This window comes from Cryobacterium arcticum (genome assembly GCF_001679725.1).
Lineage (GTDB): Bacteria > Actinomycetota > Actinomycetes > Actinomycetales > Microbacteriaceae > Cryobacterium > Cryobacterium arcticum_A.
This window is the reverse complement of the sequence record NZ_CP016282.1, coordinates 1290634-1313334: the sequence shown is the minus strand read 5'-3', so window position 1 is coordinate 1313334 and position 22701 is coordinate 1290634. Positions and strand designations below refer to the sequence as shown.

At 69.0% G+C, this 22701-nt stretch carries 23 protein-coding genes; 7 read left to right on the top strand and 16 right to left on the bottom strand.

The window, feature by feature from the left end; translation table 11 throughout:
• Positions 1-2 precede the first annotated feature (2 nt).
• From recA to dapA, 11 genes are all read right to left on the bottom strand, one after another.
• Positions 3-1145, bottom strand: coding sequence for a recombinase RecA (gene recA, locus PA27867_RS05820; RefSeq protein WP_066594360.1), 1143 nt, complete (start codon positions 1143-1145; stop codon positions 3-5).
• 384 nt (positions 1146-1529) lie between these two features.
• Entirely contained in the window at positions 1530-1751 is a 222-nt protein-coding gene (locus PA27867_RS05815; protein ID WP_066594358.1) for a DUF3046 domain-containing protein, read from the bottom strand.
• A 59-nt stretch (positions 1752-1810) separates the two neighbouring features.
• Positions 1811-2119, bottom strand: coding sequence for a helix-turn-helix domain-containing protein (locus PA27867_RS05810; RefSeq protein ID WP_066594354.1), 309 nt, complete (start codon positions 2117-2119; stop codon positions 1811-1813).
• A 166-nt stretch (positions 2120-2285) separates the two neighbouring features.
• Positions 2286-2870, bottom strand: a complete 585-nt coding sequence (locus PA27867_RS05805) for a CinA family protein (RefSeq protein ID WP_084020745.1) — start codon at positions 2868-2870, stop codon at positions 2286-2288.
• Positions 2871-2876: 6 nt separating this feature from the next.
• Entirely contained in the window at positions 2877-3470 is a 594-nt protein-coding gene (gene pgsA, locus PA27867_RS05800; RefSeq protein ID WP_066594353.1) for a CDP-diacylglycerol--glycerol-3-phosphate 3-phosphatidyltransferase, read from the bottom strand.
• Positions 3471-3472: 2 nt separating this feature from the next.
• Positions 3473-6376 (bottom strand): FtsK/SpoIIIE family DNA translocase, encoded by a 2904-nt coding sequence (locus PA27867_RS05795; protein ID WP_066599216.1) that lies wholly within the window; start codon positions 6374-6376, stop codon positions 3473-3475.
• Between the two features lie 87 nt (positions 6377-6463).
• A complete protein-coding gene (locus tag PA27867_RS05790) occupies positions 6464-7690 on the bottom strand; it encodes an ABC transporter permease (RefSeq protein ID WP_084020743.1) in 1227 nt (408 codons plus the stop codon).
• Complete coding sequence (locus PA27867_RS05785) at positions 7687-8436, bottom strand: ABC transporter ATP-binding protein (RefSeq protein WP_066594352.1); 750 nt, start codon at positions 8434-8436, stop codon at positions 7687-7689. The genes PA27867_RS05790 and PA27867_RS05785 overlap by 4 nt, the downstream gene beginning before the upstream one ends.
• The gene (locus PA27867_RS05780) at positions 8433-9506 is read right to left on the bottom strand and encodes an efflux RND transporter periplasmic adaptor subunit (RefSeq protein ID WP_157109136.1); all 1074 of its coding nucleotides are present in this window, start codon (positions 9504-9506) and stop codon (positions 8433-8435) included. The genes PA27867_RS05785 and PA27867_RS05780 overlap by 4 nt, the downstream gene beginning before the upstream one ends.
• Before the next feature lie 190 nt (positions 9507-9696).
• Positions 9697-11373, bottom strand: coding sequence for a ribonuclease J (locus PA27867_RS05775; protein ID WP_066594351.1), 1677 nt, complete (start codon positions 11371-11373; stop codon positions 9697-9699).
• Positions 11374-11431: 58 nt separating this feature from the next.
• Positions 11432-12409 (bottom strand): 4-hydroxy-tetrahydrodipicolinate synthase, encoded by a 978-nt coding sequence (gene dapA / locus PA27867_RS05770; protein WP_066594348.1) that lies wholly within the window; start codon positions 12407-12409, stop codon positions 11432-11434.
• A gap of 181 nt (positions 12410-12590) precedes the next feature.
• Between dapA and PA27867_RS05765 the strand changes: the two genes are divergently transcribed.
• From PA27867_RS05765 to PA27867_RS05745, 5 genes are all read left to right on the top strand, one after another.
• The gene (locus tag PA27867_RS05765; protein WP_066594346.1) at positions 12591-13055 is read left to right on the top strand and encodes a TlpA family protein disulfide reductase; all 465 of its coding nucleotides are present in this window, start codon (positions 12591-12593) and stop codon (positions 13053-13055) included.
• 148 nt (positions 13056-13203) lie between these two features.
• Entirely contained in the window at positions 13204-13704 is a 501-nt protein-coding gene (locus PA27867_RS05760) for a DUF4395 domain-containing protein (protein WP_066594343.1), read from the top strand.
• Positions 13705-13833: 129 nt separating this feature from the next.
• The gene (locus tag PA27867_RS05755) at positions 13834-14259 is read left to right on the top strand and encodes an OsmC family peroxiredoxin (protein ID WP_066594342.1); all 426 of its coding nucleotides are present in this window, start codon (positions 13834-13836) and stop codon (positions 14257-14259) included.
• Positions 14260-14278: 19 nt separating this feature from the next.
• Entirely contained in the window at positions 14279-15163 is an 885-nt protein-coding gene (locus PA27867_RS05750; protein WP_066594340.1) for a TIGR01777 family oxidoreductase, read from the top strand.
• Positions 15164-15725: 562 nt separating this feature from the next.
• Positions 15726-16706: a hypothetical protein gene (locus tag PA27867_RS05745; protein WP_066594339.1), complete on the top strand. Its 981-nt coding sequence runs from the start codon at positions 15726-15728 to the stop codon at positions 16704-16706.
• 228 nt (positions 16707-16934) lie between these two features.
• Here PA27867_RS05745 and PA27867_RS05740 read toward each other — a convergent pair whose 3' ends face one another.
• A complete protein-coding gene (locus tag PA27867_RS05740; protein ID WP_066594338.1) occupies positions 16935-17378 on the bottom strand; it encodes a hypothetical protein in 444 nt (147 codons plus the stop codon).
• Positions 17375-18190, bottom strand: coding sequence for a 4-hydroxy-tetrahydrodipicolinate reductase (gene dapB / locus PA27867_RS05735; RefSeq protein ID WP_066594336.1), 816 nt, complete (start codon positions 18188-18190; stop codon positions 17375-17377). Before dapB ends, PA27867_RS05740 begins: the two co-directional genes overlap by 4 nt.
• Before the next feature lie 59 nt (positions 18191-18249).
• On the opposite strand from dapB, the gene PA27867_RS05730 reads away from it, so the two are divergent.
• Positions 18250-18732 carry a GNAT family N-acetyltransferase gene (locus PA27867_RS05730; protein ID WP_066594334.1) on the top strand — a complete coding sequence of 161 codons (483 nt, stop codon included), beginning with the start codon at positions 18250-18252 and terminating at the stop codon, positions 18730-18732.
• A gap of 262 nt (positions 18733-18994) precedes the next feature.
• Entirely contained in the window at positions 18995-19291 is a 297-nt protein-coding gene (locus tag PA27867_RS05725; RefSeq protein WP_157109135.1) for a hypothetical protein, read from the top strand.
• A 12-nt stretch (positions 19292-19303) separates the two neighbouring features.
• Here the strand turns inward: PA27867_RS05725 and PA27867_RS05720 are convergent, their stop codons facing one another.
• From PA27867_RS05720 to PA27867_RS05710, 3 genes are all read right to left on the bottom strand, one after another.
• Positions 19304-19906 (bottom strand): histidine phosphatase family protein, encoded by a 603-nt coding sequence (locus tag PA27867_RS05720; protein ID WP_066599206.1) that lies wholly within the window; start codon positions 19904-19906, stop codon positions 19304-19306.
• A gap of 79 nt (positions 19907-19985) precedes the next feature.
• Positions 19986-21353 (bottom strand): M16 family metallopeptidase, encoded by a 1368-nt coding sequence (locus tag PA27867_RS05715; protein WP_066594330.1) that lies wholly within the window; start codon positions 21351-21353, stop codon positions 19986-19988.
• Between the two features lie 107 nt (positions 21354-21460).
• Positions 21461-22534, bottom strand: coding sequence for an aldo/keto reductase (locus tag PA27867_RS05710; protein ID WP_066594329.1), 1074 nt, complete (start codon positions 22532-22534; stop codon positions 21461-21463).
• Positions 22535-22701: the final 167 nt, after the last annotated feature.

The window sequence follows — 22701 nt, the reverse complement described above, 5'->3', positions numbered from 1 at the left end:
GGCTAGGCGCCCTTCCGCGCGCCGGCCTTGGGTGCGATCGAGGCGACCTTGGCACCGTCGGTGCCGGTGGCCAGGCCGCTGGCCGCGGCCTCGGCGGCCGCCGCGGCGGTGGCAGCGTCGTCGGTGGCCTTCTTGGCAGCCTTGCCCTCGGCGCCCACACCCAACTTGTTGAGGATCTTGGTCTCGATCTCGTTGGCCATGTCGGGGTTGCGCAGCAGGAAGTTGCGCGAGTTCTCCTTGCCCTGGCCGAGCTGGTCGCCGTCGTAGGTGTACCAGGCGCCGGACTTCTTGACGATGCCCTGGTCGACACCGAAGTCGATCAGGCTGCCCTCGCGGGAGATGCCGACGCCGTAGATGATGTCGAATTCGGCCTGCTTGAAGGGCGGTGCCATCTTGTTCTTGACGACCTTGACCCTCGTACGGTTACCGACGGCCTCTGTGCCGTCCTTGAGGGTCTCGATGCGACGGATGTCCAGACGCACGGACGCGTAGAACTTCAGCGCCTTTCCACCCGCGGTGGTCTCCGGGCTGCCGAACATCACGCCGATCTTCTCACGCAGCTGGTTGATGAAGATCATGGTGGTGTTGGTCTGGCTGAGGCCACCGGTGAGCTTGCGGAGGGCCTGCGACATCAGGCGGGCCTGGAGACCCACGTGGGAGTCGCCCATCTCGCCCTCGATCTCGGCGCGGGGCACCAGGGCGGCCACGGAGTCGATCACGATGAGGTCGATCGAGCCGCTTCGCACGAGCATGTCGGCGATTTCGAGCGCTTGCTCACCGGTGTCGGGCTGGGAGACGAGGAGGGCGTCGATGTCGACGCCGAGCTTCTTGGCGTATTCGGGGTCGAGGGCGTGCTCGGCGTCGATGAACGCGGCGATCCCGCCGTTCTTCTGCGCGTTGGCGATGGCGTGCAGGGTGAGGGTGGTCTTACCCGAGGACTCCGGGCCGTAGATCTCCACGATGCGGCCACGGGGCAGCCCGCCTATGCCGAGAGCGACGTCCAGTGCGATCGACCCGGTGGAGATGGTCTCGACGGGTGCGCGCTCGTCGCTGCCGAGGCGCATGACCGAGCCCTTGCCGAACTGGCGGTCAATCTGGGCGAGGGCGGTGTCGAGTGCCTTCTCGCGGTCTGCTGCTGATGCCATGGTGTGCTCCTTTGGGTCGTGCGCGTGGCGCCTATAGGCTGTCGTTTCGCTCACCGGGAGGAACCCGGCGACCGTCCTCGACAAGGCAGGTGCGCAGGTCGTTGACGAGCCCGACTGTACGCGGCGCCTCCGACACTGGCCGGGCTACACCGCGACGGTGGATAACCCGTCCTCGACTTCTACTGTGGAGGAGCCTACCAATAACCGAACACGTATTCGACGCTCGCGGGGCGTGTCGGATACCCGGTGTTCGAATCCCTGGTGTCCGCGCCTGGCCGCCCGCCGAAACGACGAACGGCCCGGGTGGAGGTCCGGGCCGTTCGAGATTCATGATGTCGCTGCCGTGGGTGGGTGCCGCTGCCGGAGGGCAGTGCGTCGCGCCGCTCAGCTACGGGCCGGCGGCAGACCGGCACCGTGGCGCCGGGCGGGCGGCACATCCGTCTCATCGCAGAGGGCCAACCAGACGTCCCGGGCGGGGACACCGCCCGCGAGAGCCTGGTCGGCCGTGCGGCCGAGCGGACCGAGCACCAGGTCCCTGGTGAGGACCCGGCCATAACTCTCGCCGAACTCGTCTTTCAGGGCTTGGCGGAATTCGCTCAATCGCATGGCGCGCTCTGCTGTTCTGGGTTAATACGCTCTAGATGGGTCAACCGATGGTGGCCGATTCAGCGCACCATCATGCTGGCGTCGAACTTGGCGACCAGCTCGTCGGGCACGGTGTCGGGGAACCTGTCGATTCCTTCGATCACGGCCAAACGGTCGCCGACTTCACGCATGATGACCGAGATCGGGGTCTCCAACGCCTCTGCAACGGAGGCCAGAATCTCAGATGAGGCTTCTTTCTGACCGCGCTCCACTTCGGACAGGTAGCCCAGGGCCACACTGGCTTTGCTCGCAACCTGACGCAGCGTGCGCCCCTTCTGCAGGCGGAAGTCCCTGAGCACATCGCCGATTTCCTGACGAACAAGAATCATCGGAACCTCCTTCTTCGTGCTGTCTGAACTGCTGGGGCCCACTCAACCGGTCAGTTTCGTGTGGCGGATGGCCAACAGTACCTTATCCATCCGACACCTCGAGATTACCGAGGATGACTGGACTTTTCTTGTGAATATGTGTTCTGTAACCCACCGGTAACACTAACTATTCCGTGAATTCCAGCTTTCCAGATTCCATCAGCTGACACACAGCTTCAAGTGCGCGATACACGGTCTGCGCGCGGATCTGACCCCGGTCCCCCGTGAGGTGGAGCGGTATGGCCCGCACCTTATCCCCGATCGCGATTCCCAGATAGACCGTGCCGACGGGGCGGCCATCCTGCTCGTCGGGGCCGGCGACCCCCGTGGTGGCCAGTCCGATGTCGGCCGCGCGGCCGTCGACCGCCAGGGCGTCTCTCACGCCGGTGGCCATCTGCCGGGCGACTTCGGGGTGCACAGCGCCCTCGCCGGCCAGCAGCTCGTCGTCGACTCCCAGCAGGGTGTGCTTGAGGGCGGTTTGGTAGGCGACCACTCCCCCGAGCACGACGGCGGATGCGCCCGGGATGCGCACAAGCTCGGCCACGAGCAGGCCGCCGGTGAGGGACTCCGCGACAGCGATGGTGAGGTGGCGGGAGGTCAGGAGGGCGACCAGGGCGGCCGCGGCGTCGGTCTGCACGGACTCAGCGGACTCGGCGACGTCGGCGTCACCGGCGGGCCGGGTGCGCGAGGACGACTCGGGCGAGGGCGACATGAGTGCTCAGGCCTGGGCGGAGGGCTTGGGCTGCCGGTTCTCCCGGCGGGCGGCGACCAGGTACTCGACGCCCGTGTAGACGGTGAGGACCACGGCGATGGTCATGGCGATTCCGTTGACCCAGTGGATCCAGTCGCCGAAGAGCAGCCACAGCGGCAGCAAGGCCAGTGATATGGCCACGGATTGCATGATGGTCTTGAGCTTGCCGCCCCGGGAGGCGGGGATGACGCGGTCGCTGAGCATGACGAATCGGAACACCGTGATCCCGATCTCACGCACGAGGATGATGATGGTGACCCACCAGGGCAGCTCGGCCAGGATCGAGAGGCCGATCAGGGCCGCGCCCGTGAGGATCTTGTCGGCGATCGGGTCGAGCAGCTTGCCCAGGTCGGTGACCAGGTTGTACCGGCGGGCGATCGCGCCGTCAACGCCGTCGGTGGCGATCGCCACAATGAAGAGCACGGCGGCCCACCAGCGGAGGGCGCCGTCCGCGCCGTTGTCGGCCAGCAGCATCCAGAAGAACACGGGTGCCAGCAGGATGCGCACGATGGTGATGAGGTTGGGCAGGTTCCAGTTGCTTCCACCGGTGGTGTTCGCCATGATCAGTCCCTGTCGGTGAGTTGCCAGGCGTCCTCGTCCGAGTGGCCTTCTTCCTCAGCGTACCCTTCACTCATCTTCGCCACCGGGTCGTCGGCGTAGCGAGGGTCGGGCTCGGGCTGCTCGTGCGCCTGCGCCCGCTGGGACTCCTCGAACTGGGTGCGTGCGGTGGCGGCGTGGTGCTCGGCATCCGAGCCGCGCAGCTTGGCCAGCACGGCCGGCAGCTGTTCTGCCGTGACGAGCACATCGCGGGCCTTGGAGCCCTCGGACGGGCCGACGATCTCCCGGGACTCGAGCAGGTCCATCAGGCGGCCGGCCTTGGCGAAGCCCACCCGGAGCTTCCGCTGCAGCATGGAGGTGGAGCCGAACTGGGTGGACACCACGAGTTCCGCGGCGGCGAGCAGAACCTCGAGGTCGTCGCCGATGTCGGAGTCGATCTCCTTGCGGGGCGCTTCGGCCGAGACGTCGGGCCGGTAGTCGGGCCGGGCCTGCTGGGTGACGTGCTTGACGACCTTCTCGATCTCGGCTTCGTTGACCCAGGCGCCCTGCACGCGCAGGGCCTTGGAGGCGCCCATGGGCAGGAAGAGCGCGTCGCCCTGGCCGATCAACTTGTCGGCGCCGGGCTGGTCGAGGATGACCCGGGAGTCGGTGACGCTCGTGACGGCGAACGCCAGCCGGGAGGGCACGTTGGCCTTGATCAGGCCCGTGACGACGTCGACGCTGGGGCGCTGGGTGGCCAGCACCAGGTGGATGCCGGACGCGCGGGCCAGCTGGGTGATGCGCACGATGGAGTCTTCGACGTCGCGCGGGGCCACCATCATGAGGTCGGCGAGCTCGTCGACCACCACCAGCAGGTACGGGTAGGGCTTGAGCTTGCGGGCGCTGCCGGCCGGCAGCACGATCTCGTTGTTGACCACGGCCTTGTTGAAGTCGTCGATGTGCCGGAAGCCGAAGCTGGCCAGGTCGTCGTAGCGCATGTCCATCTCCTTCACGACCCACTGCAGCGCTTCGGCGGCTTTCTTGGGGTTGGTGATGATGGGCGTGATCAAGTGCGGGACGCCGGCGTAGGCTGCCAGCTCGACGCGCTTGGGGTCGATGAGTACCATGCGCACGTCGCTGGGCTTGGCCCGCATGAGCAGGCTTGTGATCATCGAGTTGACGAAGCTGGACTTACCCGAGCCTGTGGAGCCGGCCACGAGCAGGTGGGGCATCTTGGCGAGGTTGGCGATGACGAACCCGCCGCCGACGTCCTTGCCCACGCCGATGGTCATCGGGTGGGTGCTGTTGGTGGCGGTCGTGGAGCGCAGCACGTCACCGAGGGTGACGATCTCGCGGTCGGTGTTGGGGATCTCGATGCCGATGGCGCTCTTGCCCGGGATGGGCGAGAGGATGCGCACCTCGTTGGAGGCGACGGCGTAGGACAGGTTCTTGCTCAGCGCCGTGACGCGTTCGACCTTGACGCCCGGGCCGAGTTCGATCTCGTACTGGGTGACCGTGGGTCCGCGGGAGAACCCGGTGACGCGGGCATCCACCGAGAACTGGCTGAGCACCTCGGTGATGGACTTGACGATCTCGTCGTTCGCGGCCGAGCGGGCCTTGGCAGGCGGGCCGGCGGTGAGCGTGGTGGCGGACGGCAGCACGTAGGGCAGCGCCGGCTGCTCGCCGAATTCGTACTCATCGACGCTGCGGTCCACGGCGGTGGCGGCCTGGTCGAGCTCGTCCAGGGCCGGGATCACCTCGGTGAGGCCCGCGGGGTCGTCCGAGGCCAGGCCGGTGGCGTGTGGGAGAGCGTCGACCTCCCCGGTGTAGCGCTTGATGGCTTCCTCGGCCTTGAGCAGGTCCTCCAGCACCTCGGTGCCGTAGTGGTCCTGCTGCACGGGTTCCCGCGGGGACTCGAGGGCGCTGTCGAAGCCGCCCTTCGCCGCATCCGCACCATGGTTGAGCAGGGTGCTGAGCGGGTCGGCGGCCGGCGGTGTGGGGTCGTCGGAGTCGGACGACATGGCGCTGGAGAAGTCGGGGTCTTCCTCCCGCTTGCTGGTGTTGCGCCGCCACCAGGGCAGCGCGGCCTCGTCGGTCTCGTCGTCGTTCTCGGCCTCGAGGCCGTCGAGTTCGATCTGCTTGGTCTTGAGGGCCTGGATGCGCTCGTGGCGCGCCTCCTTGGCGGCCGCACGTTCCTCGGGGGCCGGCAGCGGGGCGCCGAAGAGCCAGGCGTAGAGTTCCCGGCTGCGTTCGCCGATCTTGTTCGGCGGGGTCTTGGTGATGATGAAGAGACTGAGGATCAGCAACAGGATGACGACGATGGCCGCCCCGATCGTGGTGATCAGGAAGATCAGCGGCGCCGCGATCATCCAGCCGATGACACCGCCGGAGAGGGCGAGCACCTCCACGCCCTGACTGGGTGTCGGCTGGCCGCCGAAGATGTGGCACAGGCCTGACACCGTGACCAGCAGCAAAGACAGGCCGATGCCGATGCGACCGTTGTCATGCACCGAACTCGGGTTGCGGAACAGCCAGATCGAGAAGAGCATCAGGATCACCGGCAGGGCGAAGGCGACCCGGCCGAACAGGCCGCCGAAGGTCCAGGCGTCCAGGGTTTGTGCCACCGGGTCGTTGATCAGGAACCACTCGATCACCGCTCCGGCGATGGCGAGGAGAACGAGGAAGAAGGGCAGACCGTCGCGGCGCTCTTCCTTGGAGAGCTGCTCGGGGCCGAGAGCGCGTGCGGCGCCGCCGGCGACGTGGGCCAGGCCCATCCACATGCGAACGAAGACGCTCGGTTTGGTTTCCGTCGGGGCGAACTTGACGGTCTTCTGGGTCGCGGTGCTGCCGGCCTTGCCGCGCGGGGTCGTTCCGGTGCCGCGCGCAGGGGTGCTGCGGGCACGCCCGGTCGACTTAGTGCTCGTAGCCATGTGTTCCACGGTACCGCCGAGCGCCGACATCGGCGTGAGCCCACGCCCAATTACCTGGGCGTGAGCGCTCCCCGACCCCGCGAGCGATCAATAGCGGATCGCGTCGATCACCTTGACGCGCACCGCCACGAGGGCCGGCAGCAGGCCTGCCAGCGCACCGACGACCGTGGCACAGGCCAAGCCCAACAGGGCCGCCTCCACCGGGAAGGGCGGGAAGTCGGTGACCGAGCCCTGGGCGATGAAACCCTGAACAGCGGGGTTGGTGACGATGAGCACCGCACCGATCACGCCGACCACGCCGGCCACGAGGGTGGCCACGATGCTCTCCATCATCACCGAGAAGAACACCCGGCCGGCGGTGGCGCCGAAGCTGCGCCGCACACCGATCTCCCGGATGCGCTGCTTGAGCGTGACCAGGGCGATGTTCACCAGACCGAGGGCACCGAGCAGCAGCACCAGGACCGCCACTCCCCCGACCAGCAGCTTGATCGAGGCGAAGGGATCATCCCCGTACGCCCCGTAGTCCTGCCGGTTGACCGACACCTGAGTGCCGGCGCCGAGTGCCGCGGTCAGGTCCCGCTGAACGGCGGACATGATGTCGTCGCTGACCTCCGGTGGCACCCACAGCTCATAGTTCGGGTTGAGCGCGCCCGACGCGATCTCGTCCGGCGAGGACATCGCGGTGAGGGTGTCCGCCAGCAGGTACATGGCCGGTTCGGTCTCCCACGTCGCCACCGGGTACACGCCGGTGATGACCGCGGTGACAGGCGTGGCGCCGAGCAGGGTGGTCGTCGGATGCGTCGCCAGGTCGGGCCGTCCGATGCGGTCGTAGAAGATCTCACTGACGAGCACCGCCGGGGCGAGCCGCTCGGCGTCATCGGGCGCGAACCAGGCGCCCTCGGACATCTTCACCCGGTGCATGGTGCCGTACGGCTGGTCGATGCCGATGGCCTGCACGGGCACCGCGCCATCCGTGAACTGCACGTTCTTCGTGGAGTAGATCACCCGGCTGGCGTAGTCGATTCCGTAGCGCTGGAGTTCCGTGGTCCACAGTTCCTGCATGACGTCGGCGTCGATCGGCGTGCCGTCGGCGGCGGAGACGTACAGCGACAGGGTGGCGGAGCGGCCGCCGCTGCGTTCGTTCTGTTCCACGATGGACTGCTGCGCCACGGCACCGAGGCCGACCACAGTGGTGATCGCGCACACGGCCACGGCCACGCCGATGAGCGAGAGCATCACCCGGGTCTTGTGGATGCGCAGTTCCTGCCAGGCCTCGACGAAGGAGCCGACCACGTTGCTGATCATCCGGTTCATGCCGAGACCACCTCGAGGGCGTCGTCGTCGGATGCCGCGAGTGCGCGGGCCGCGGTCTCGCTCGTGCCGGCCGTGGTGAGGATGCCGTGGTCCAGGCGCAGGTGCCTGGTCGCCAGCGCGGCGATGGCGGGGTCGTGGGTGATGGTGATCAGGGCGGCGCCGGAGCCCGTGGCGACCTCGTCGAGCAGCGCCATGACGTCGGCGCCGGTTTCGAGGTCGAGCGCCCCGGTGGGTTCGTCGGCCAGGATCAGGCGCGGGCCGCGCACGAGCGAGCGGGCGATCGCCACCCGCTGCTGTTCACCGCCGGAGAGCTTGTCGGGCATGGCGCCCAGCCGGTGGCCGAGGCCCACCCGGTCGAGCATCTCGGTGGCGATGCGGGCGCGCTGCCAGAACTGCTTGCCCCGCGCGTAGAGCAGCGGGGTCATCACGTTCTCGAGCGCGGTGCGGCCCTGCAACAGGTTGAACTGCTGGAAGATGAAGCCCACGTCGCGCCCACGCACCCGGTCGCGTTCGGCGGAGGAGAACGAGCGCACCGGCCGGCCGTCGAACTCGAGCTCACCCGAGGTGGGGTTATCGAGCAGGCCGAGCAGGTTGAGCAGGGTGGACTTGCCGGAGCCGCTGCGACCGACGATGGAGACCCGGTCCCCCACCGCCACGTCCAGGTCCACGCCGGACAGGATCGTCAGCGGCGGAGCGTCGATGAGCTGGACGGTGCGCGTGACACCGGCCAGGTGCAGGAGAGTCAATGGGCTGTCATTCCCGTGCCGGCGCAGATCTCTCCGGGGTTCGAGCAGTCGGACGGCGCGACGGCCCCGGGCACGAACTGGTTGATCAGGTCGCCCTCGGCGAGCCCGGAGACGACCTCGACCGAGGTGCCGTCGTTCATGCCCAGGGTCACCGGGCGCTCCTCGGTGCTGCCGTCGGGCAGTGCGAACCAGACGACGCCGGTTTCGGCGGAGCCCTTCACGGCGGTCGTGGGCACGACGAGCACGTTCTCGGCCTTGCCGCCGGCGATGGTGATCTGGGCCGCCAGCCCCGGGAACACCGTGACCTCGGCGGGGATGGCGCAGCTCACGGTGGTGCCGGAGGCGCCGGTCGTGCCGGTGGAGGTGCCCGCACCTGGGGTGCCGCCGGTTCCGCCGGTGCCGCCGGCATCCGCCCCGGCGAGCGGGGTGCTGATGCGCAGGCCCGTGCAGGTGAACGGCGCCGGCCCGTTGGTGATGGCGATGGAGGCTTCGGTGGGCTGGGTGACCAGCCGGTACTGCTGCTCCGGGCTGAGCGAACCGCTCACGGAGTAGGTGGGCGGGGCCACCTGGCCGGTGATGTCGCCGATCGCGACGGCCTGGCCGTGGATGACGGTGAGCGCGCTGAGTACGCCGTCCGCGGGCGCGAAGACCTTCTCGTAGGTGATCGCGGGCTTGGGCTGGTTGATGGTGACGAGCCCGGTGGCGGCATCCGTCGTCTCGACCGGGTCGCGCACGGTTTCGACCTTGATGTCGTAGATCTTGTCGCCCGCGGTGACGGTCTGCCCGGCGGTGAAGAAGATCTCGTCGACGGTGCCGATGGCCACGGCCTTCACCGGAACGGCGGCGTCGGCCGCCACGGTGCCTGGCAGGGTCACATCATTGGTGATGGTGCCCAGGGCCACCGGAACCTGCGGTTCGACGATCTGGCCGGTCGGCTGGGCCGGGTCGAGAGCCTCGGCGGTGTCGGCGAAGAACGCCAGCTTCACCAGGGCCACGGCGATGGCCGCAATCACCAGGAGTCGGAGGATCGGAAAGACCCATTTGCGCATCACGTTCACTGATTCCCCCATACCTGGTCGCACCTCAACGGTGTCGGCTGGCTCGAGCCTAGGGGAATCGCATGCCCGGCCGACGGGCTTCCGGCCAATATCCTCCTGGAGGATGACACCCGTTTACTGGGGGTGTAGCCGGGCTGAAAACGCCGTCAACCCCCGGCGCCGAGGCGGCCGGGGGTTGACGGATGGTGCGCTGTGGCGGGTGTTACGCCTCGATGATCATCGGAACGATCATGGGGCGACGGCGGAACGACGCCTGCACCCAGCGGCCGACAGTGCGGCGCACGACCTGCGTGAGCGCGTAGGTGTCGTGGCTGCCGCTCTGGGCGGCTTCGGCCAGTGCGGCCTCGATCTTGGGCCGCACGGAGTCGAAGACCGAATCGTCTTCGGCGAAGCCCTTGGCGTGGATCTCCGGACCGGTGATGATCTTGCCGGTGGACTTGTCGACCACGACGATGATCGAGATGAAGCCCTCCTCGGCCAGGGTGCGGCGGTCGGTGAGGTCGGCTTCGGTGATCTCGCCCACGGTGGAACCGTCGACGTAGACGTAGCCGAGGTCGAGCTGGCCGACCTTCTTGACCACGCCGTTGCGGAGGTCGAGCACGGTGCCGTCTTCGGCGAGGATCGCGTTCTCGACGGGCACCCCGCTCTGCACGGCGAGCTTGGCGTTGGCCACCAGGTGGCGGTATTCGCCGTGCACGGGCAGCACGTTCTTGGGTCGCAGCACGTTGTACACGTAGAGCAGCTCGCCGGCGGCAGCGTGTCCGGAGACGTGCACCTTGGCGTTGCCCTTGTGCACGACGTTGGCGCCGAGCTTGGTGAGGCCGTCGATGATGCGGTAGACCGCGTTCTCGTTTCCGGGGATCAGGCTGGAGGCCAGGATGACGGTGTCGCCGGGGCCGACCTCGATCTGGTGCTCGTTGTTGACGATGCGGCTGAGCACGGCCATCGGCTCGCCCTGCGAACCGGTGGACATGTAGACGATCTTGTTGTCCGGGATGTTCCCGGCCTTCTTGAAGTCGATGAGCACACCGTCGGGCACCTTGAGGTAGCCGAGGTCGGCGGCGATGGTCATGTTGCGCACCATCGAGCGGCCGAGCAGCGCCACGCGGCGTCCGTTGGCGTGGGCGGCGTCGAGCACCTGCTGAACGCGGTGCACGTGGCTGGAGAAGCTGGCGATGACCACCCGGCGCGGGGCGCGGGCGATGACGTCTTCGAGCACCGGGCCGATGGCGCGCTCGCTGGGGGTGAACCCGGGAACGTCGGCGTTGGTGGAGTCGACGAGGAACAGGTCGATGCCTTCGACGCCGAGGCGGGCGAAGTCGCGCAGGTCGGTGATGCGGTTGTCCAGCGGCAGCTGGTCCATCTTGAAGTCACCGGTGTGCAGCACGCTGCCACCCTCGGTCTTGATGGCCACGGCGAGGGCGTCGGGGATGGAGTGGTTGACCGCGACGAACTCGAGGTTGAACGGGCCGAGACGCTCCTTCTGGCCCTCCTTCACCTGCAGGGTGTAGGGGGTGATGCGGTGTTCCTTGAGCTTGGCTTCGATGAACGCCAGCGTCAGGCCGGAGCCGATCAGCGGGATGTCCTGGCGCAGCTTGAGCAGGTAGGGAACGGCGCCGATGTGGTCTTCGTGGCCGTGCGTGAGCACGACACCGACGATGTCCTTGAGGCGGTCCTTGATAGGGGTGAAGTCCGGCAGGATCAGGTCGACACCGGGCTGGTGCTCTTCGGGGAACAGCACGCCGCAGTCGACGATCAGGATCTTGCCGTTGATCTCGAAGGTGGTCATGTTCCGGCCGATTTCGCCGAGTCCGCCGATGGGCGTGACGCGGAGAGTTCCCTTGGGGAGCGCGGGCGGTGCGTATACGTCGTTGGGCATAAGCCCTCCTATATGTGGAGTTGGTGGTGCTGGAGTTTGTGGTGCGTTGGTGTTTCTTTTAGCGTGTGGTTCCGGCGACCTTCGGCAGCGCGCCACCGGCGGCGGCGTTGCGGTCGGGACGGAAGTTGGTGAAGTCGACACCCGGGATGTTGCGGACCAGGTCGATCTCGTCTTCGATCATGGCGGCCTCGGATTCCTCCGGGCCGACGAGGGGCAGACGCACGCGGGGGCTGCCGATGCGGCCCAGCCCGTGCAGGATGTACTTGGCCGCGACGGTGCCGGGCACGTGGGTCATCACGGCGCGCACGAGCGGTTCGAGCTGCTGGTGCGCCAGAGTGGCGGCCTTGAGGTCGCCGGCGTTGACCGCATCCACCATCTGGCGGTACGGGGTGGTGGCGATGTTCGCGGTGACGCCGATCAGGCCGGTGGCGCCGATCGACAGGTGCGGCAGCACGTTGGGGTCGTCGCCGGAGAAGTAGAGCAGGTCGGTCTGGTTGAGCACCCGGCTGACCTGGGCGAGGTCGCCCTTGGCGTCTTTCACGGCGAGGATGTTGGGGTGCTTCGCGGCGCGCAGGATCGTCTCGTAGGTGATCGGGATGCCCGTGCGGCCGGGGATGTCGTACAGGATGACCGGCAGGTCGGTGGCATCCGCGATCATGCGGAAGTGCGTGAGTACGCCGGCCTGGGTGGGCTTGTTGTAGTACGGCGTGACGATCATGTTGCCGTCGGCGCCGGCCTTCTCGCTCTGCTTGGCGAGCTGCATGGCGTGCGCGGTCTCGTTCGAGCCGCCGCCGGTGATGATCTTGGCGCGGCCGGAGGCGACATCCTTGCCCACCTCGACGAGCCGGATCTTCTCCGGGTCGGTGAGGGTGGAGGTCTCCCCGGTGGTTCCGGTGACCACGATGCCGTCTGCTCCCGCGGTGATGACGTCGTCGATGTGCTTCTCGACGCCGGCCCAGTCGACCTCTCCGTCTGCGGTGAACGGAGTCACCAGGGCGACAAGGACCTGCCCGAAAGGGTTGAAAGGAGTAGACACGTTTTACAGGTTATCGTCTAGCGCGCCCTCTCGCGCCGCCGTGGGCCCTCTCGCGCGCGTTAAAGGGCTGGCCGATGGCGCCGGCCGACGCCGTCAGGCGCCTCGGAAGACCTGCGGAGCGCCGCCGTAATCTGCCGTCACACGAGCGACCGGGCGCGGGGCGCGGCGTAATCTCGCCTGCATGACCCCGGCCGCCGCTCTCCTCGTGTTGCTGCTACTGGTCGCGCTGTCGACCGGGTTGGGCCTGCTCTGGCGGCATCGGCAGGGCACCGTGTCGGTGGGCGGCACCGGCGCCGGGCGTTCCGGCGACGTCACCGTCACGGCCGCCGAGCTGGCCCTCACCCCGGCGGATGCCCCGGCGGAGTTCGGCCGGGACGCAACGCTGCTGCAGTTCTCCACCGAGTTCTGCTCCCGCTGCCCGGGCACGAGGGTGCTGCTCGCCCAGGTGGCGGCCGACCGCCCCGGTGTGACGCACGTCGACGTGGACCTGACCCACCGGGCCGACCTGGCCCGGCGGTTCAACATCCTGCAGACGCCCACCACCCTCGTGCTGGATGCGGCCGGCGCCGTGCGTGCCCGAGTGGGCGGGGTGCCCGATCGGGCCGCGCTGCACGCCCGGCTCGACGACCTCGTCCGCACCGGCTGAGGGCGCGCACCGGGGCCGGGCCCACTCCCCCACACCGTCAGCACTGCAGCACCGCCAGCACCGCCAACACCGCCAACACCGCCAACACCGCCAACACCGCCAACACTGTCAGTACTGCCGCCCAACCCTCAACGCCATGGAGTCCCAGATGCCCCCGTCCGATACCCCCACCTCCCCGCGGCCCGGTGCGCGACCGGGCATCGACCCGCGCGGCCCCCGGTTCGGCGCGGGAATCACGGCCGTCGTACTGCTTGTGGTGATCTTCCTGGCGCTGGTCGGCGCATCCGGCCCCGCCCTTGCCCTGCTCGGCCTGCAGACGGCCGTCTTCGCCTGGGGTGCCTTCGCCGGCGTGGCCCGGCACCCCTACGGGCTGATTTACAAGGCGCTGCTGCGCCCGCGGCTCGGCCCGCCGGCCGCCCTCGAAGACCCGGCACCGCCCACGTTCGCGCAGGGGGTGGGCCTGCTGGTCGCCGTCGTCGGCGTCGTTCTGGGCCTGGCCGGGGTTCCCGTGGGCGTTCCGATCGCCGCGGCTGCCGCGTTCGTCGCCGCGTTCCTCAACGCCGTGTTCGACTACTGCCTGGGCTGCCAGCTCTACCTCCTGCTGGTGCGCGCCCGTCTCCTTGGGCGGGGCCCGGCGACCACCTCCTGAGGCGGATGAGCCGTCGACGTTCCCGGTTGTGGGCAACCTGGGCGTTCTCTGGAGATTTCCCGCCCGATTCCCTGGGAACGGTCCAGGCGCCGTGAGTAGGCTGGTGATCCACTTCCAGGAGGTAACACCATGGCCCTGACCAGCGAAGCAACCACCGTATGGACCGGCGACCTGATGACCGGATCAGGCACCGTCACGCTCGACTCCTCCCACGCCGGATCATTCCCGGTGAACTGGAAGGCGCGCGCGGAGGGCACGGCGAACACGACCAACCCCGAGGAACTGCTCGGCGCCGCCCATGCGGCCTGCTTCTCGATGGCTCTGTCCAACATCCTCGCCACCGCCGGCCACCCGCCGACCAACATCCAGACCACCGCTGCGGTCACCTTCGTTCCGGGAACCGGCGTGACGGGCAGTCATCTGCTCGTGAGCGCGAATGTGCCCGGGGTCACCGAAGCCGAATTCGAAGCGTTCGCGCAGGATGCCAAGGTGAACTGCCCGATTTCGCAGGCGCTCGCGGGAATCGCGATCACCATCGAAGCCGAGCTGGCCTGATCGGGCCGGGGTAGACCTCATGCGCGTTCTCATCTCCGGGGCCTCCGGGCTCATCGGCACCGAACTCTCCCGCCAGCTGGAGGCCGCCGGTCACACCGTGCTGCGCCTGGTGCGCCGTCCCACCCGCAGCAGTTCGGAATTCCGCTGGGATCCGGCGACGCTGAGCCTGGACCCCACCGTGCTCGACGACGTCGACGCCGTGGTCAACCTGTCCGGCGCCTCGATCGGGCGCCTGCCCTGGACCCCGTCGTACAAGCGCGAGATCGTCGAATCCCGCGTGCAGGCCACCCGTACCCTCACCGACGCAATGCGCCGCAGCAGCACGCCGCCCGCGGTGCTCGTGAACGCATCCGCTGTGGGCATCTACGGCAACCGGCCCGGCGAGGAACTCACCGAGGACTCCCTGCCGGGAACCGATTTTCTCGCTGCCGTGGTGTCGACGTGGGAAGAGGAGGCCAATCTCGCGCCGGCGGTCACCCGCGTGGTGCTCGCCCGCACCGGGCTGGTGCTGGCCAAGGGCGGCGCCCTCAAGCCGCTCATGCCGATCGTGCGGCTGGGCCTGGGCGGGCCGTTGGGCCGCGGCACCCAGAACTGGCCGTGGGTGAGTCTGCACGACGAAGCCGCCGCCATCGTGCACCTGCTGGGCTCCGAGCTCAGCGGACCGGTCAACATCACCGGCCCCACGCCGGCCACAGCGAACGACATCATCCGGGCCGTGGCTACGGCGCTGCGCCGGCCGTTTTTCGTCCCCGTGCCCGAGAAGGTGCTCACCCTGGCGCTGCAGGATGCCGCCCGCCAGCTCCTGCTCGCCGACCAGCGGGTGAGTTCGGCCAAGCTGCAGGCCGACGGGTTCCGCTTCACCCACCAGACCGCGGCCGAGGCCGTGACCTGGATGCTGCGCTGACCCCGGCCACGGAGGGGCCCGGTAGGGCTCCGGCTCGAGCGGCCTGAGCAAGAGGGGCGCGCGGCCACGGCCGCCGCCCCTCCTTGCTCGCGCTCGCGCTCGTGCGAGTCGCGCGGGCCCCGCGCCACTTCGCACCCGGCACGCCACCCGCGGAGCGGCGCCTCCCCCGCGCACCCCCACACGCCGGCGAATCCCAGCCCGTCGCGCGGGCCGCACGCAGTTCTGCGGGCCCCGCGCCGCTCCGCGGGACCTCTCCACCACCCTTGAGCCACTCTTGAGCCCCGCGCGGGCCCCGCGCCACTTCGCCCCCGGCACGCCACCCGCGGAGCGGCGCCTCCCCCGCGCACCCCCACACGCCGGCGAATCCCAGCCCGTCGCGCGGGCCACACGCCGCTCCGCGGGAGCCACGCCGCTCCGCGGGACCCTGACGTCGCACTCGGGGCGCCCTGTCCTCGGTCCGGGCCTCCAACGGGCGCTCCTCCACAGGTTCCTCGAGATCGAATATGTCACCCAGTGCAGGCGACAGCAGGGACCCTGGGTCGGTCGGATGCATCCTCGACCTATGACGGAACCTCACGACGAACCAGCCATACCGCCCGAGATCTTGCTCGCCGCCGACTTCCGACGTGCCTTCGGCGCCGACCTCCGACTTCGTCGGAGCGCCGAACGTGGTCAACTGCACCGCATCGGCTGGGGTCGATACTGCCGCGCAGCAACATGGGCAGCCCTGAACCGCGACGAGCGGTACGCGCTCGTGGTGCGGGCGGCGGCCCTCGCCCGCGCAGAGCAACTGCCGCTGTCGCATCACTCGGCCGCCGTGCTCTGGCAACTCCCCTTGTTGGTGCCTTGGCCGACCGACGTGCACTTCCTGCAGGCCCGGGCCAGTGGAGGTCGATCGGATCCCGGCATCCGAAAACACGCCGTGGGCTTCGATGAGGCGGATGTGGTTGTGCGGGACGGAGTGCTCGTCACGTCGGTGGCGCGCACCGTGATCGACCTCGCCACGGTGGTCGACCTCAGGTCGGCGGTAGCCGCAGCCGACCGGGCCCTTGCATGGGACCGCTCTGGTCGTGTCCCGCCCCTGACCGACCGCCAGACCCTCCTGGACACGTGGCACCGAATGCTGCCGTTTCGCGGATCTGTCCGAGCACGCACCGTGATCGACTTCGCTACCCCGTTGTCCGGTTCGCCGGGCGAGTCGGGAAGCCGGGTGAGTATTGCGTTGGCGGGCTTTCCGGAGCCCGAGCTCCAGCATCCGTTCGTGATCAACGGCCGCACGGTCTTCAGCGACTTTTTCTTTCCGCGCGAGCAGGGTGTTGGCGAGAGCGACGGGCGGGTCAAGTATTTCGACCCCGTGATGCGTGATGGTCGCACGGCGGAACAGGTGGTGTACGACGAGAAGGTGCGAGAGGACATGATCCGCCTGCAAGTACGTGGCTTCGTTCGATGGGATCAGGCCACGGGGATGAGCGTGCCCCGGCTGGCCGATCGGCTGGCGAACCTGGGGTTGATCCCTGGGCATCCCCGTCTGTTCGACCGATGAGCCAGGAGCCCCCTCCGAAACGCTTCGCGGGTCAGGCGCCGGTACGCGGCGGGCGCGCCACCGGCGAAACGGCGCGTTGCCCGCGGAACGCCGCACCTAGCGCGGAGACGAGCCCGAGCGCGGGTCAGGCGCCGCTCCGCGGGGAACTCGCCCGGGCGGGACCGCACGCGCGGCGCGGCGCGGCGCTGCGCGGCGCGGGAAGGGGAATACGGCGGCCGGAGCAACCGGTCAGGCGGCGGACTTCTCCAGCGACATCGCGGTGCGGAGAGCTGCTCGGGCGCGGCGGCGGTCGCCGGAGGCGTCGTAGGCCAGACCGAGCCGGAACCAGGCACGCCAGTCCTTGGGCGCGGCATCCACTGCCTCACGGTACTGCGGGAACTGGGCGTCGGCGGCCTCGCGGTAGGGGCGGCCGCTCGGACGGCTGGGCAGGTCGTTGACCGGGAGTTCTCCCTCGGCCTCGAGCTGCTTGACCAGGCGTTCGCAGCGGGCTCCGAAGAGGATCTCGCGCACCAGGGCCCACGCGCCGATGATGGGCAGCACGATGAGGGCCACGCCGATGAGGATGCCGACGGGGTCGCCACTCTGGATGAACAGCACCGCACGCCAGCCGACCAGCACCAGGTAGAAGACCAGCAGCGCGGCCATCACGACAACGGCGATGCGTCCCTTCATTCGCCGGGCTCCATCTCGGCCTCTTCCGGCCCGGCCGGCGGGATTGCGGCAGCGGCGGGCTCGTCGGCCGCCGGGCCGGACAGACCCAGGTCGATGAGCTGGTCGAGTCCCACGGTCACGCCCACGCACTCGCGGGTGGCGGCCAGGGCCACCAGGATGCCGCGCTCGTAGGCTTCGGCGGAGAGCGTGTTGTGCGTGATGGTGAGGGACTCGCCCGACCCGCCGAAGATGACGTCCTGGCGGGCCAGCACGCCGGCCATGCGCAGGCTGTGCACGGGCACTGTGGCGATCTGCTGTCCCCGGGCACGCTGGTCGATGTGCGGCGCGGCGACGGGCACCAGGCCGGCGCGGGCGGCGGCCATCAGCTCCGCGGTGCGCACGGCGGTTCCCGACGGGGAGTCGACCTTGCTGGACTGGTGCGCCTCGACGATCTCGATGGAGTCGAAGAACCGCGCGGCGAGGGCCGACAGGGCCGTGCCCAGCACCGAGCCGAGGGAGAAATTGGGGATGATGACGACACCCACGGTGTCGCGACCCTTGATGCGGTGGCGCAGCGAGTCGATCCGGGACTGGGACCAACCTGACGTGCCCACCAGCACGCGGATGCCGTTGTCCAGCGCGTAATCGACGATGCCCTGGCTGACCGCCGGCACGGTGAGGTCGATCGCCACATCGGCGCCGAGCATCTCGGAGAGGGCGCTGGAGGAGTCGAGCCGGGCCACCAGCTCGTAGTCGGAATCGTTGTCGACCAGGTCGCAGACCAGGCGCCCCATCTTGCCCGTTGCGCCGATGACGGCCACCCGTGTTGTCATGCTGCCAATCTACCAAGCGCGGGCGTTGCCACCGGCGCGACGGCACGTAGCCTAGGGGCATGCCTGAATTCACCGAGGTCTCCGTCACGGATGCGGGATCCATCGCCCTGCTCACCCAGTACTTCAGTGACCGGGCGTCCACCTTTCCGCACGCCGGCGGCTACCGCACCACCTTCCCCACCCCGGAGCAGTTCGTGCCGCCCCGCGGGCAGTTCCTGCTCGTGAGCGAGCAGCCCGAGTCGCGCACCTTTGTGGGCTGTGGCGGCATTCGTCGCATCGACGATGGCGCGGATGGCGCGGTGCGGTACGAGGCGAAGCATCTGTGGCTGCAACCGCACGTGCGCGGACGCGGCTGGGGCGGCCTGCTGCTCGCGGAGCTCGAGAGGCGGGCCAGGGACTTCGGCGCCGCCGAGCTGGTGCTCGACACCAATGCCAGCCTGGAGGCCGCCGGCCGGCTCTACCAGCGCGCCGGGTACGCGGACGTGCCGCCCTACAACGACAACCCGAACGCCACGAACTGGTACCGCAAGGTCCTCGTCTGATCCCGCTCCCGCGCTGGGTGGATGAATCCGGCCCGGAGGCCCCGTTTCCCCGGTGAGCTGCTAGATTTCGGCCACGGACAACGGACGTGAAGCGGGGGCTCTCATGACAGGTCGACGAACACGGGGCACGGCATGGACCGCAGCGGCGGTGGTGGTGGCGGTGTGCTGTCTCGGACTGACAGGCTGTGCGGCGGACGCCACCTCGCGAGTGCGGGAGTTCCTGGCGAGCGAGCGTGAGCCGGATGATGCGTTGCCACCGTCGGTGAACTCGGAGGGGGGCATAGACGCTGACTCGAGCAGGCTCGCGGGCAGCCTCGGCGGCACTACTTACTACCTGGCCGATTTCGTGAATCCAGACACCGGCGTCCCCGGCATCTGCCTCATCCTCGTCGCGGCCGACACCGAGTTCTCCAACTCGGCCTGCGGGAACGCCCCTGGGCTCGCGACCGTCGGCAGTGAGACCGGAGGGGCCACCATCGTGGAAGCGTCCGATTCGGTCTCGGCCGACTGGACGCGGCTGACCGACTTCCTCATCGTCAACCCCGACGCCCGGCCCTGACTGGCGAGCCGTCTAGAACAGCAGGGGGTCGGGCAGGCCGGTGCGCAGTTCGACCGGCAGGTGGCCGAGGTCGTTGTGGGTGACCAGGGACCAGGGCCGGCCGGGCTTCTGCTGCAACACGGTGAGGCCGCAGTTGGCCTGGTTGATGCTGATCCAGCGCCAGTCCGGGGCGCCCAGCACCTCACGCACGAACCAGGCGATCACGAAGTTGTGGGTGATGAGCAGGTCGTGCCGGGGACCGCGGTGCGGGTGCAGGAACTCCGCGACGGCGTCCTCCATCTGTGCCCGGCCGGCCTCGATCTCCTCGTCGGAGATCGCGTTGAAGAACGGCGCATAGGAGCTGGGCATCTCGGGCGCTCGACCCGACGGAACACAGTCGAACAACAGCGGTGACGCCTCCGGGGTGAGCGAGGGCAACCGGTCGGCGATGATCGCGGCGGTCTCCGCGGCCCGCTGCAACGGTGAATGCCAGGCTCCCGTGAACGGCACCCCGCCCAGACGCTCGGCGATGAGGTGCGCCTGTCGCTTGCCTCGCGGTGACAGTGGCCCGTCCGGGAGGCCGTATTCGGCGTCCTGTTGCTCGCCGTGTCGCACGAGGTAGAGATATTGGGGCATCATCGCCCTTTCGGTTGAGCTGGTGCAGGCGTCCGGCCGGGTCTGCGGCCGAGGGTGGAGCGGCGGGTCCTTCAGGCAGTCAGTTCACGGGCATCGATACGGGGTCGTGCGGGAAGATCCCGTCGAAGGCGTCATCGGCGAGGGCGCCGACGGCGGAGATGGAGAACGGCCGGGAGACCATCTCCGCGGCCAGCTGCTGCACGTCGTCGGCCGTCACGAGGGCCAGGCGGCGCAGCGCCTCGTCGAGGTCGACGAACTCGCCCATGGTGATCTCGGACCGGCCGAGCCGGGACATCCGCGTGTCGGAGTCTTCGAGGGCCAGGGCGGATGCGCCGGAGAGCTGCCCGGAGGCCCGCTTCATCTCGTCGGCGGTGACGCCGTGGTCGGCGAGCCGGTGCAGCTCGGCCAACATGATCTCGGCGACCTGCCCCGCCTTGGCCGGAGTGCAGCCGGCGTACATGCCGAAGAGGCCGGCATCCGAGTAGCCGGGGGCGAAGGAGTACACGGAATAGGCCAGGCCGCGCTTCTCGCGCACCTCCTGGAACAGCCGGGAGGACATGCCGCCGCCGAAGATCGAGGTGAGCACGTTCATCGCCACCCGGCGGTCGTCGTTGGCGACGAGGCCCGGCACGCCGAGCAGCAGGTTGGCCTGTTCGAGCGGGCGGTGCACGACCGTGACGGGCCGGCCCTGCTCGATCACGGCGGCCGCGCCGGAGCGCCGGCCGACGGGCGCGGCGGGCACGCTGAGGTCCCAGCCGGCCTGCAGCAGCGCGCGGGTGACAGCGGCCACGAGAACGTCATGGTCGACGGCGCCGGCCACGGTGACCACGAGGTCCTGCGGGCGGTAGTTGGCGCGGTAGTGCTCCCACACCGCGTCGCGGGTGGCGGCACGGATCGTGTCCGGGCTGCCGCCGATCGGGCGGCCCAACGGGTGCCGGCCCATCACGGCTTCGAAGAACCGCTCGTTGGCGACGTCGGCCGGGTCGTCGTCGGCCATCGCGAGCTCTTCGAGGATCACGCCGCGCTCGGTCTCGAACTCGGCCGGGTCGAGCACCGAGGAGCTGATCATGTCGGTGAGCACCTCGACGGCCATGGCCAGGTCGCGGTCCTGCACCTTGGCGTAGTAGCAGGTGTATTCCTTCGCCGTCATGGCGTTGTGCTCGCCGCCCACGGCGTCGAACGCGATGGCGATGTCCAGGGCGGTGCGCTGCTTGGTGCCCTTGAAGAGCAGGTGCTCGAGGAAGTGTGTCGACCCGAAGTGGCCGGGCTGCTCGTCGCGGGATCCCACCGCCACCCAGTAGCCGATCGTGAGGCTGCGGCTGCCCGGCACTTGTTCGGAGACGATGCGCACACCGCTGGGGAGCACGGTCCTTCGCACCAGGGAATCACCGGCGGCCCGAAACGAGAGTTCGGTTAGGTCAAGGGGAAATTCAACGGCGCCGTTCATATCGCTTCAACCTTACGACACCCCTGCGCACGGGCCGGCCTGACGGCCGGGATCTCCTCCGGCCGCACACCGGATTCGCAGCGGGCCGACAACCGTGCTCAGACCGCTCAGGCGGACACCCGGTCGAGATCGACCATGTCGGCACGGCCCAGCCGCACCGAACCCGCCGCGACGAGCGCGTCCACCTGGTCGGGGCGGCTCGCGCTGGCCACCGGGGCCGCCACGCCTTCCCTGGCCAGCAGCCAGGCCAGGGCGATCGACGACGGTGCCACGCCGTGGTCCTCGGCGATGCGCTCGACGGTGCCCAGCACCTTGAGCCCCGTGCGGTTGAGGTACGCGGATGCGCGCCCGGCCCGGATGGTGTCGGTGAGGTCGGCCTTGGAGTGGTACTTGCCCGTGAGGAAACCGTGTGCCAGAGCGAAGTACGGCATGACCGCCAGGCCCTGCGCGCGGGTGACCAGCGCCAGGGAGGATTCGAAGGAGACCCGGTTCATCAGGTTGTACGGGGTCTCGACGGCGGCGAACCTGGGCAGCCCGTTCGCGGCGAGGACCCGGGCCTCCATCAATCGCTCCGCGGTGAAGTTCGATGCGGCGATGTACCGCACAGTGCCCGAGTTGATCAGGGTCTCCATGGCGCCAAGGCTCTCCTCGAGGGGAACGTCGAGGTCGTCGTAGTGGAAGTGCAGCAGGTCGATCCGGTCGGTGCCCAGACGCTCGAGCGACGCGTGCACAGCGCCGACGATGCTGCGCGGCGAGAGCCCGGGGTTGTCCCGGTTGCGGCCGATCTTGGTGGAGATGACAATATCGTCCCGCACCCCGCGGGTGCGCATCCAGGAGCCGATCAGCACTTCGCTGCGGCCGGCAGCGTAGCTGTCGGCCGTGTCGAGGAAGTTGCCGCCGAGTTCGAAGTGCCGGTCCAGGATCGCCATGGCGGTGTCGCCGTCGGTGGTCCAGCCGAATACGCTGCAGCCCAGCGCGAGCGGGTGCACCTGCAGATCCGTGTCGCCGATGGTGCGCCTCACGGCTGGAGCGGTGCCGGACGAGCGCGTGGGAAGGTGGACGGGGCCGGTGTGCTGCACCTGCACCGGACGGGTCTGCAGGATCAGGGCCTCCAGCGCGGCGGCCGTGCGACCGTCAGCATCGGCGGTCTCCGTGCGGGATTCACCGGCGCCGCGAGCCATCCGAACGCTGTCTGTCCCCGCGCTGCCACTCATACAATCACCACCCTCGAACGGGCGACGCACGTGGCGCGCCGACCCCTGTACAGCCGAGAATAACCCGATCCTGGATTTCCGCTGGGGGCGCGCGGCAAGCGTTACCGAAACGTTCGGGATTACCCCCCGATCGG

Bases quoted from the DNA above. Each gene is read 5' to 3' on its own strand.
- PA27867_RS05760 (WP_066594343.1), top strand. From the start codon at position 13,204: ATGCCCCCGTCCGATACCCCCACCTCCCCGCGGCCCGGTGCGCGACCG.
- PA27867_RS05805 (WP_084020745.1), bottom strand. From the start codon at position 2,870: ATGTCGCCCTCGCCCGAGTCGTCCTCGCGCACCCGGCCCGCCGGTGAC.
- PA27867_RS05790 (WP_084020743.1), bottom strand. From the start codon at position 7,690: ATGAACCGGATGATCAGCAACGTGGTCGGCTCCTTCGTCGAGGCCTGG.
- dapB (WP_066594336.1), bottom strand. From the start codon at position 18,190: ATGACAACACGGGTGGCCGTCATCGGCGCAACGGGCAAGATGGGGCGC.
- PA27867_RS05775 (WP_066594351.1), bottom strand. From the start codon at position 11,373: ATGCCCAACGACGTATACGCACCGCCCGCGCTCCCCAAGGGAACTCTC.
- PA27867_RS05730 (WP_066594334.1), top strand. From the start codon at position 18,250: ATGCCTGAATTCACCGAGGTCTCCGTCACGGATGCGGGATCCATCGCC.
- PA27867_RS05755 (WP_066594342.1), top strand. From the start codon at position 13,834: ATGGCCCTGACCAGCGAAGCAACCACCGTATGGACCGGCGACCTGATG.
- recA (WP_066594360.1), bottom strand. From the start codon at position 1,145: ATGGCATCAGCAGCAGACCGCGAGAAGGCACTCGACACCGCCCTCGCC.
- PA27867_RS05720 (WP_066599206.1), bottom strand. From the start codon at position 19,906: ATGCCCCAATATCTCTACCTCGTGCGACACGGCGAGCAACAGGACGCC.
- PA27867_RS05745 (WP_066594339.1), top strand. From the start codon at position 15,726: ATGACGGAACCTCACGACGAACCAGCCATACCGCCCGAGATCTTGCTC.
- PA27867_RS05815 (WP_066594358.1), bottom strand. From the start codon at position 1,751: ATGCGATTGAGCGAATTCCGCCAAGCCCTGAAAGACGAGTTCGGCGAG.
- PA27867_RS05750 (WP_066594340.1), top strand. From the start codon at position 14,279: ATGCGCGTTCTCATCTCCGGGGCCTCCGGGCTCATCGGCACCGAACTC.
- pgsA (WP_066594353.1), bottom strand. From the start codon at position 3,470: ATGGCGAACACCACCGGTGGAAGCAACTGGAACCTGCCCAACCTCATC.
- PA27867_RS05810 (WP_066594354.1), bottom strand. From the start codon at position 2,119: ATGATTCTTGTTCGTCAGGAAATCGGCGATGTGCTCAGGGACTTCCGC.
- PA27867_RS05780 (WP_157109136.1), bottom strand. From the start codon at position 9,506: ATGGGGGAATCAGTGAACGTGATGCGCAAATGGGTCTTTCCGATCCTC.
- PA27867_RS05715 (WP_066594330.1), bottom strand. From the start codon at position 21,353: ATGAACGGCGCCGTTGAATTTCCCCTTGACCTAACCGAACTCTCGTTT.
- PA27867_RS05740 (WP_066594338.1), bottom strand. From the start codon at position 17,378: ATGAAGGGACGCATCGCCGTTGTCGTGATGGCCGCGCTGCTGGTCTTC.
- PA27867_RS05765 (WP_066594346.1), top strand. From the start codon at position 12,591: ATGACCCCGGCCGCCGCTCTCCTCGTGTTGCTGCTACTGGTCGCGCTG.
- PA27867_RS05710 (WP_066594329.1), bottom strand. From the start codon at position 22,534: ATGGCTCGCGGCGCCGGTGAATCCCGCACGGAGACCGCCGATGCTGAC.
- PA27867_RS05795 (WP_066599216.1), bottom strand. From the start codon at position 6,376: ATGGCTACGAGCACTAAGTCGACCGGGCGTGCCCGCAGCACCCCTGCG.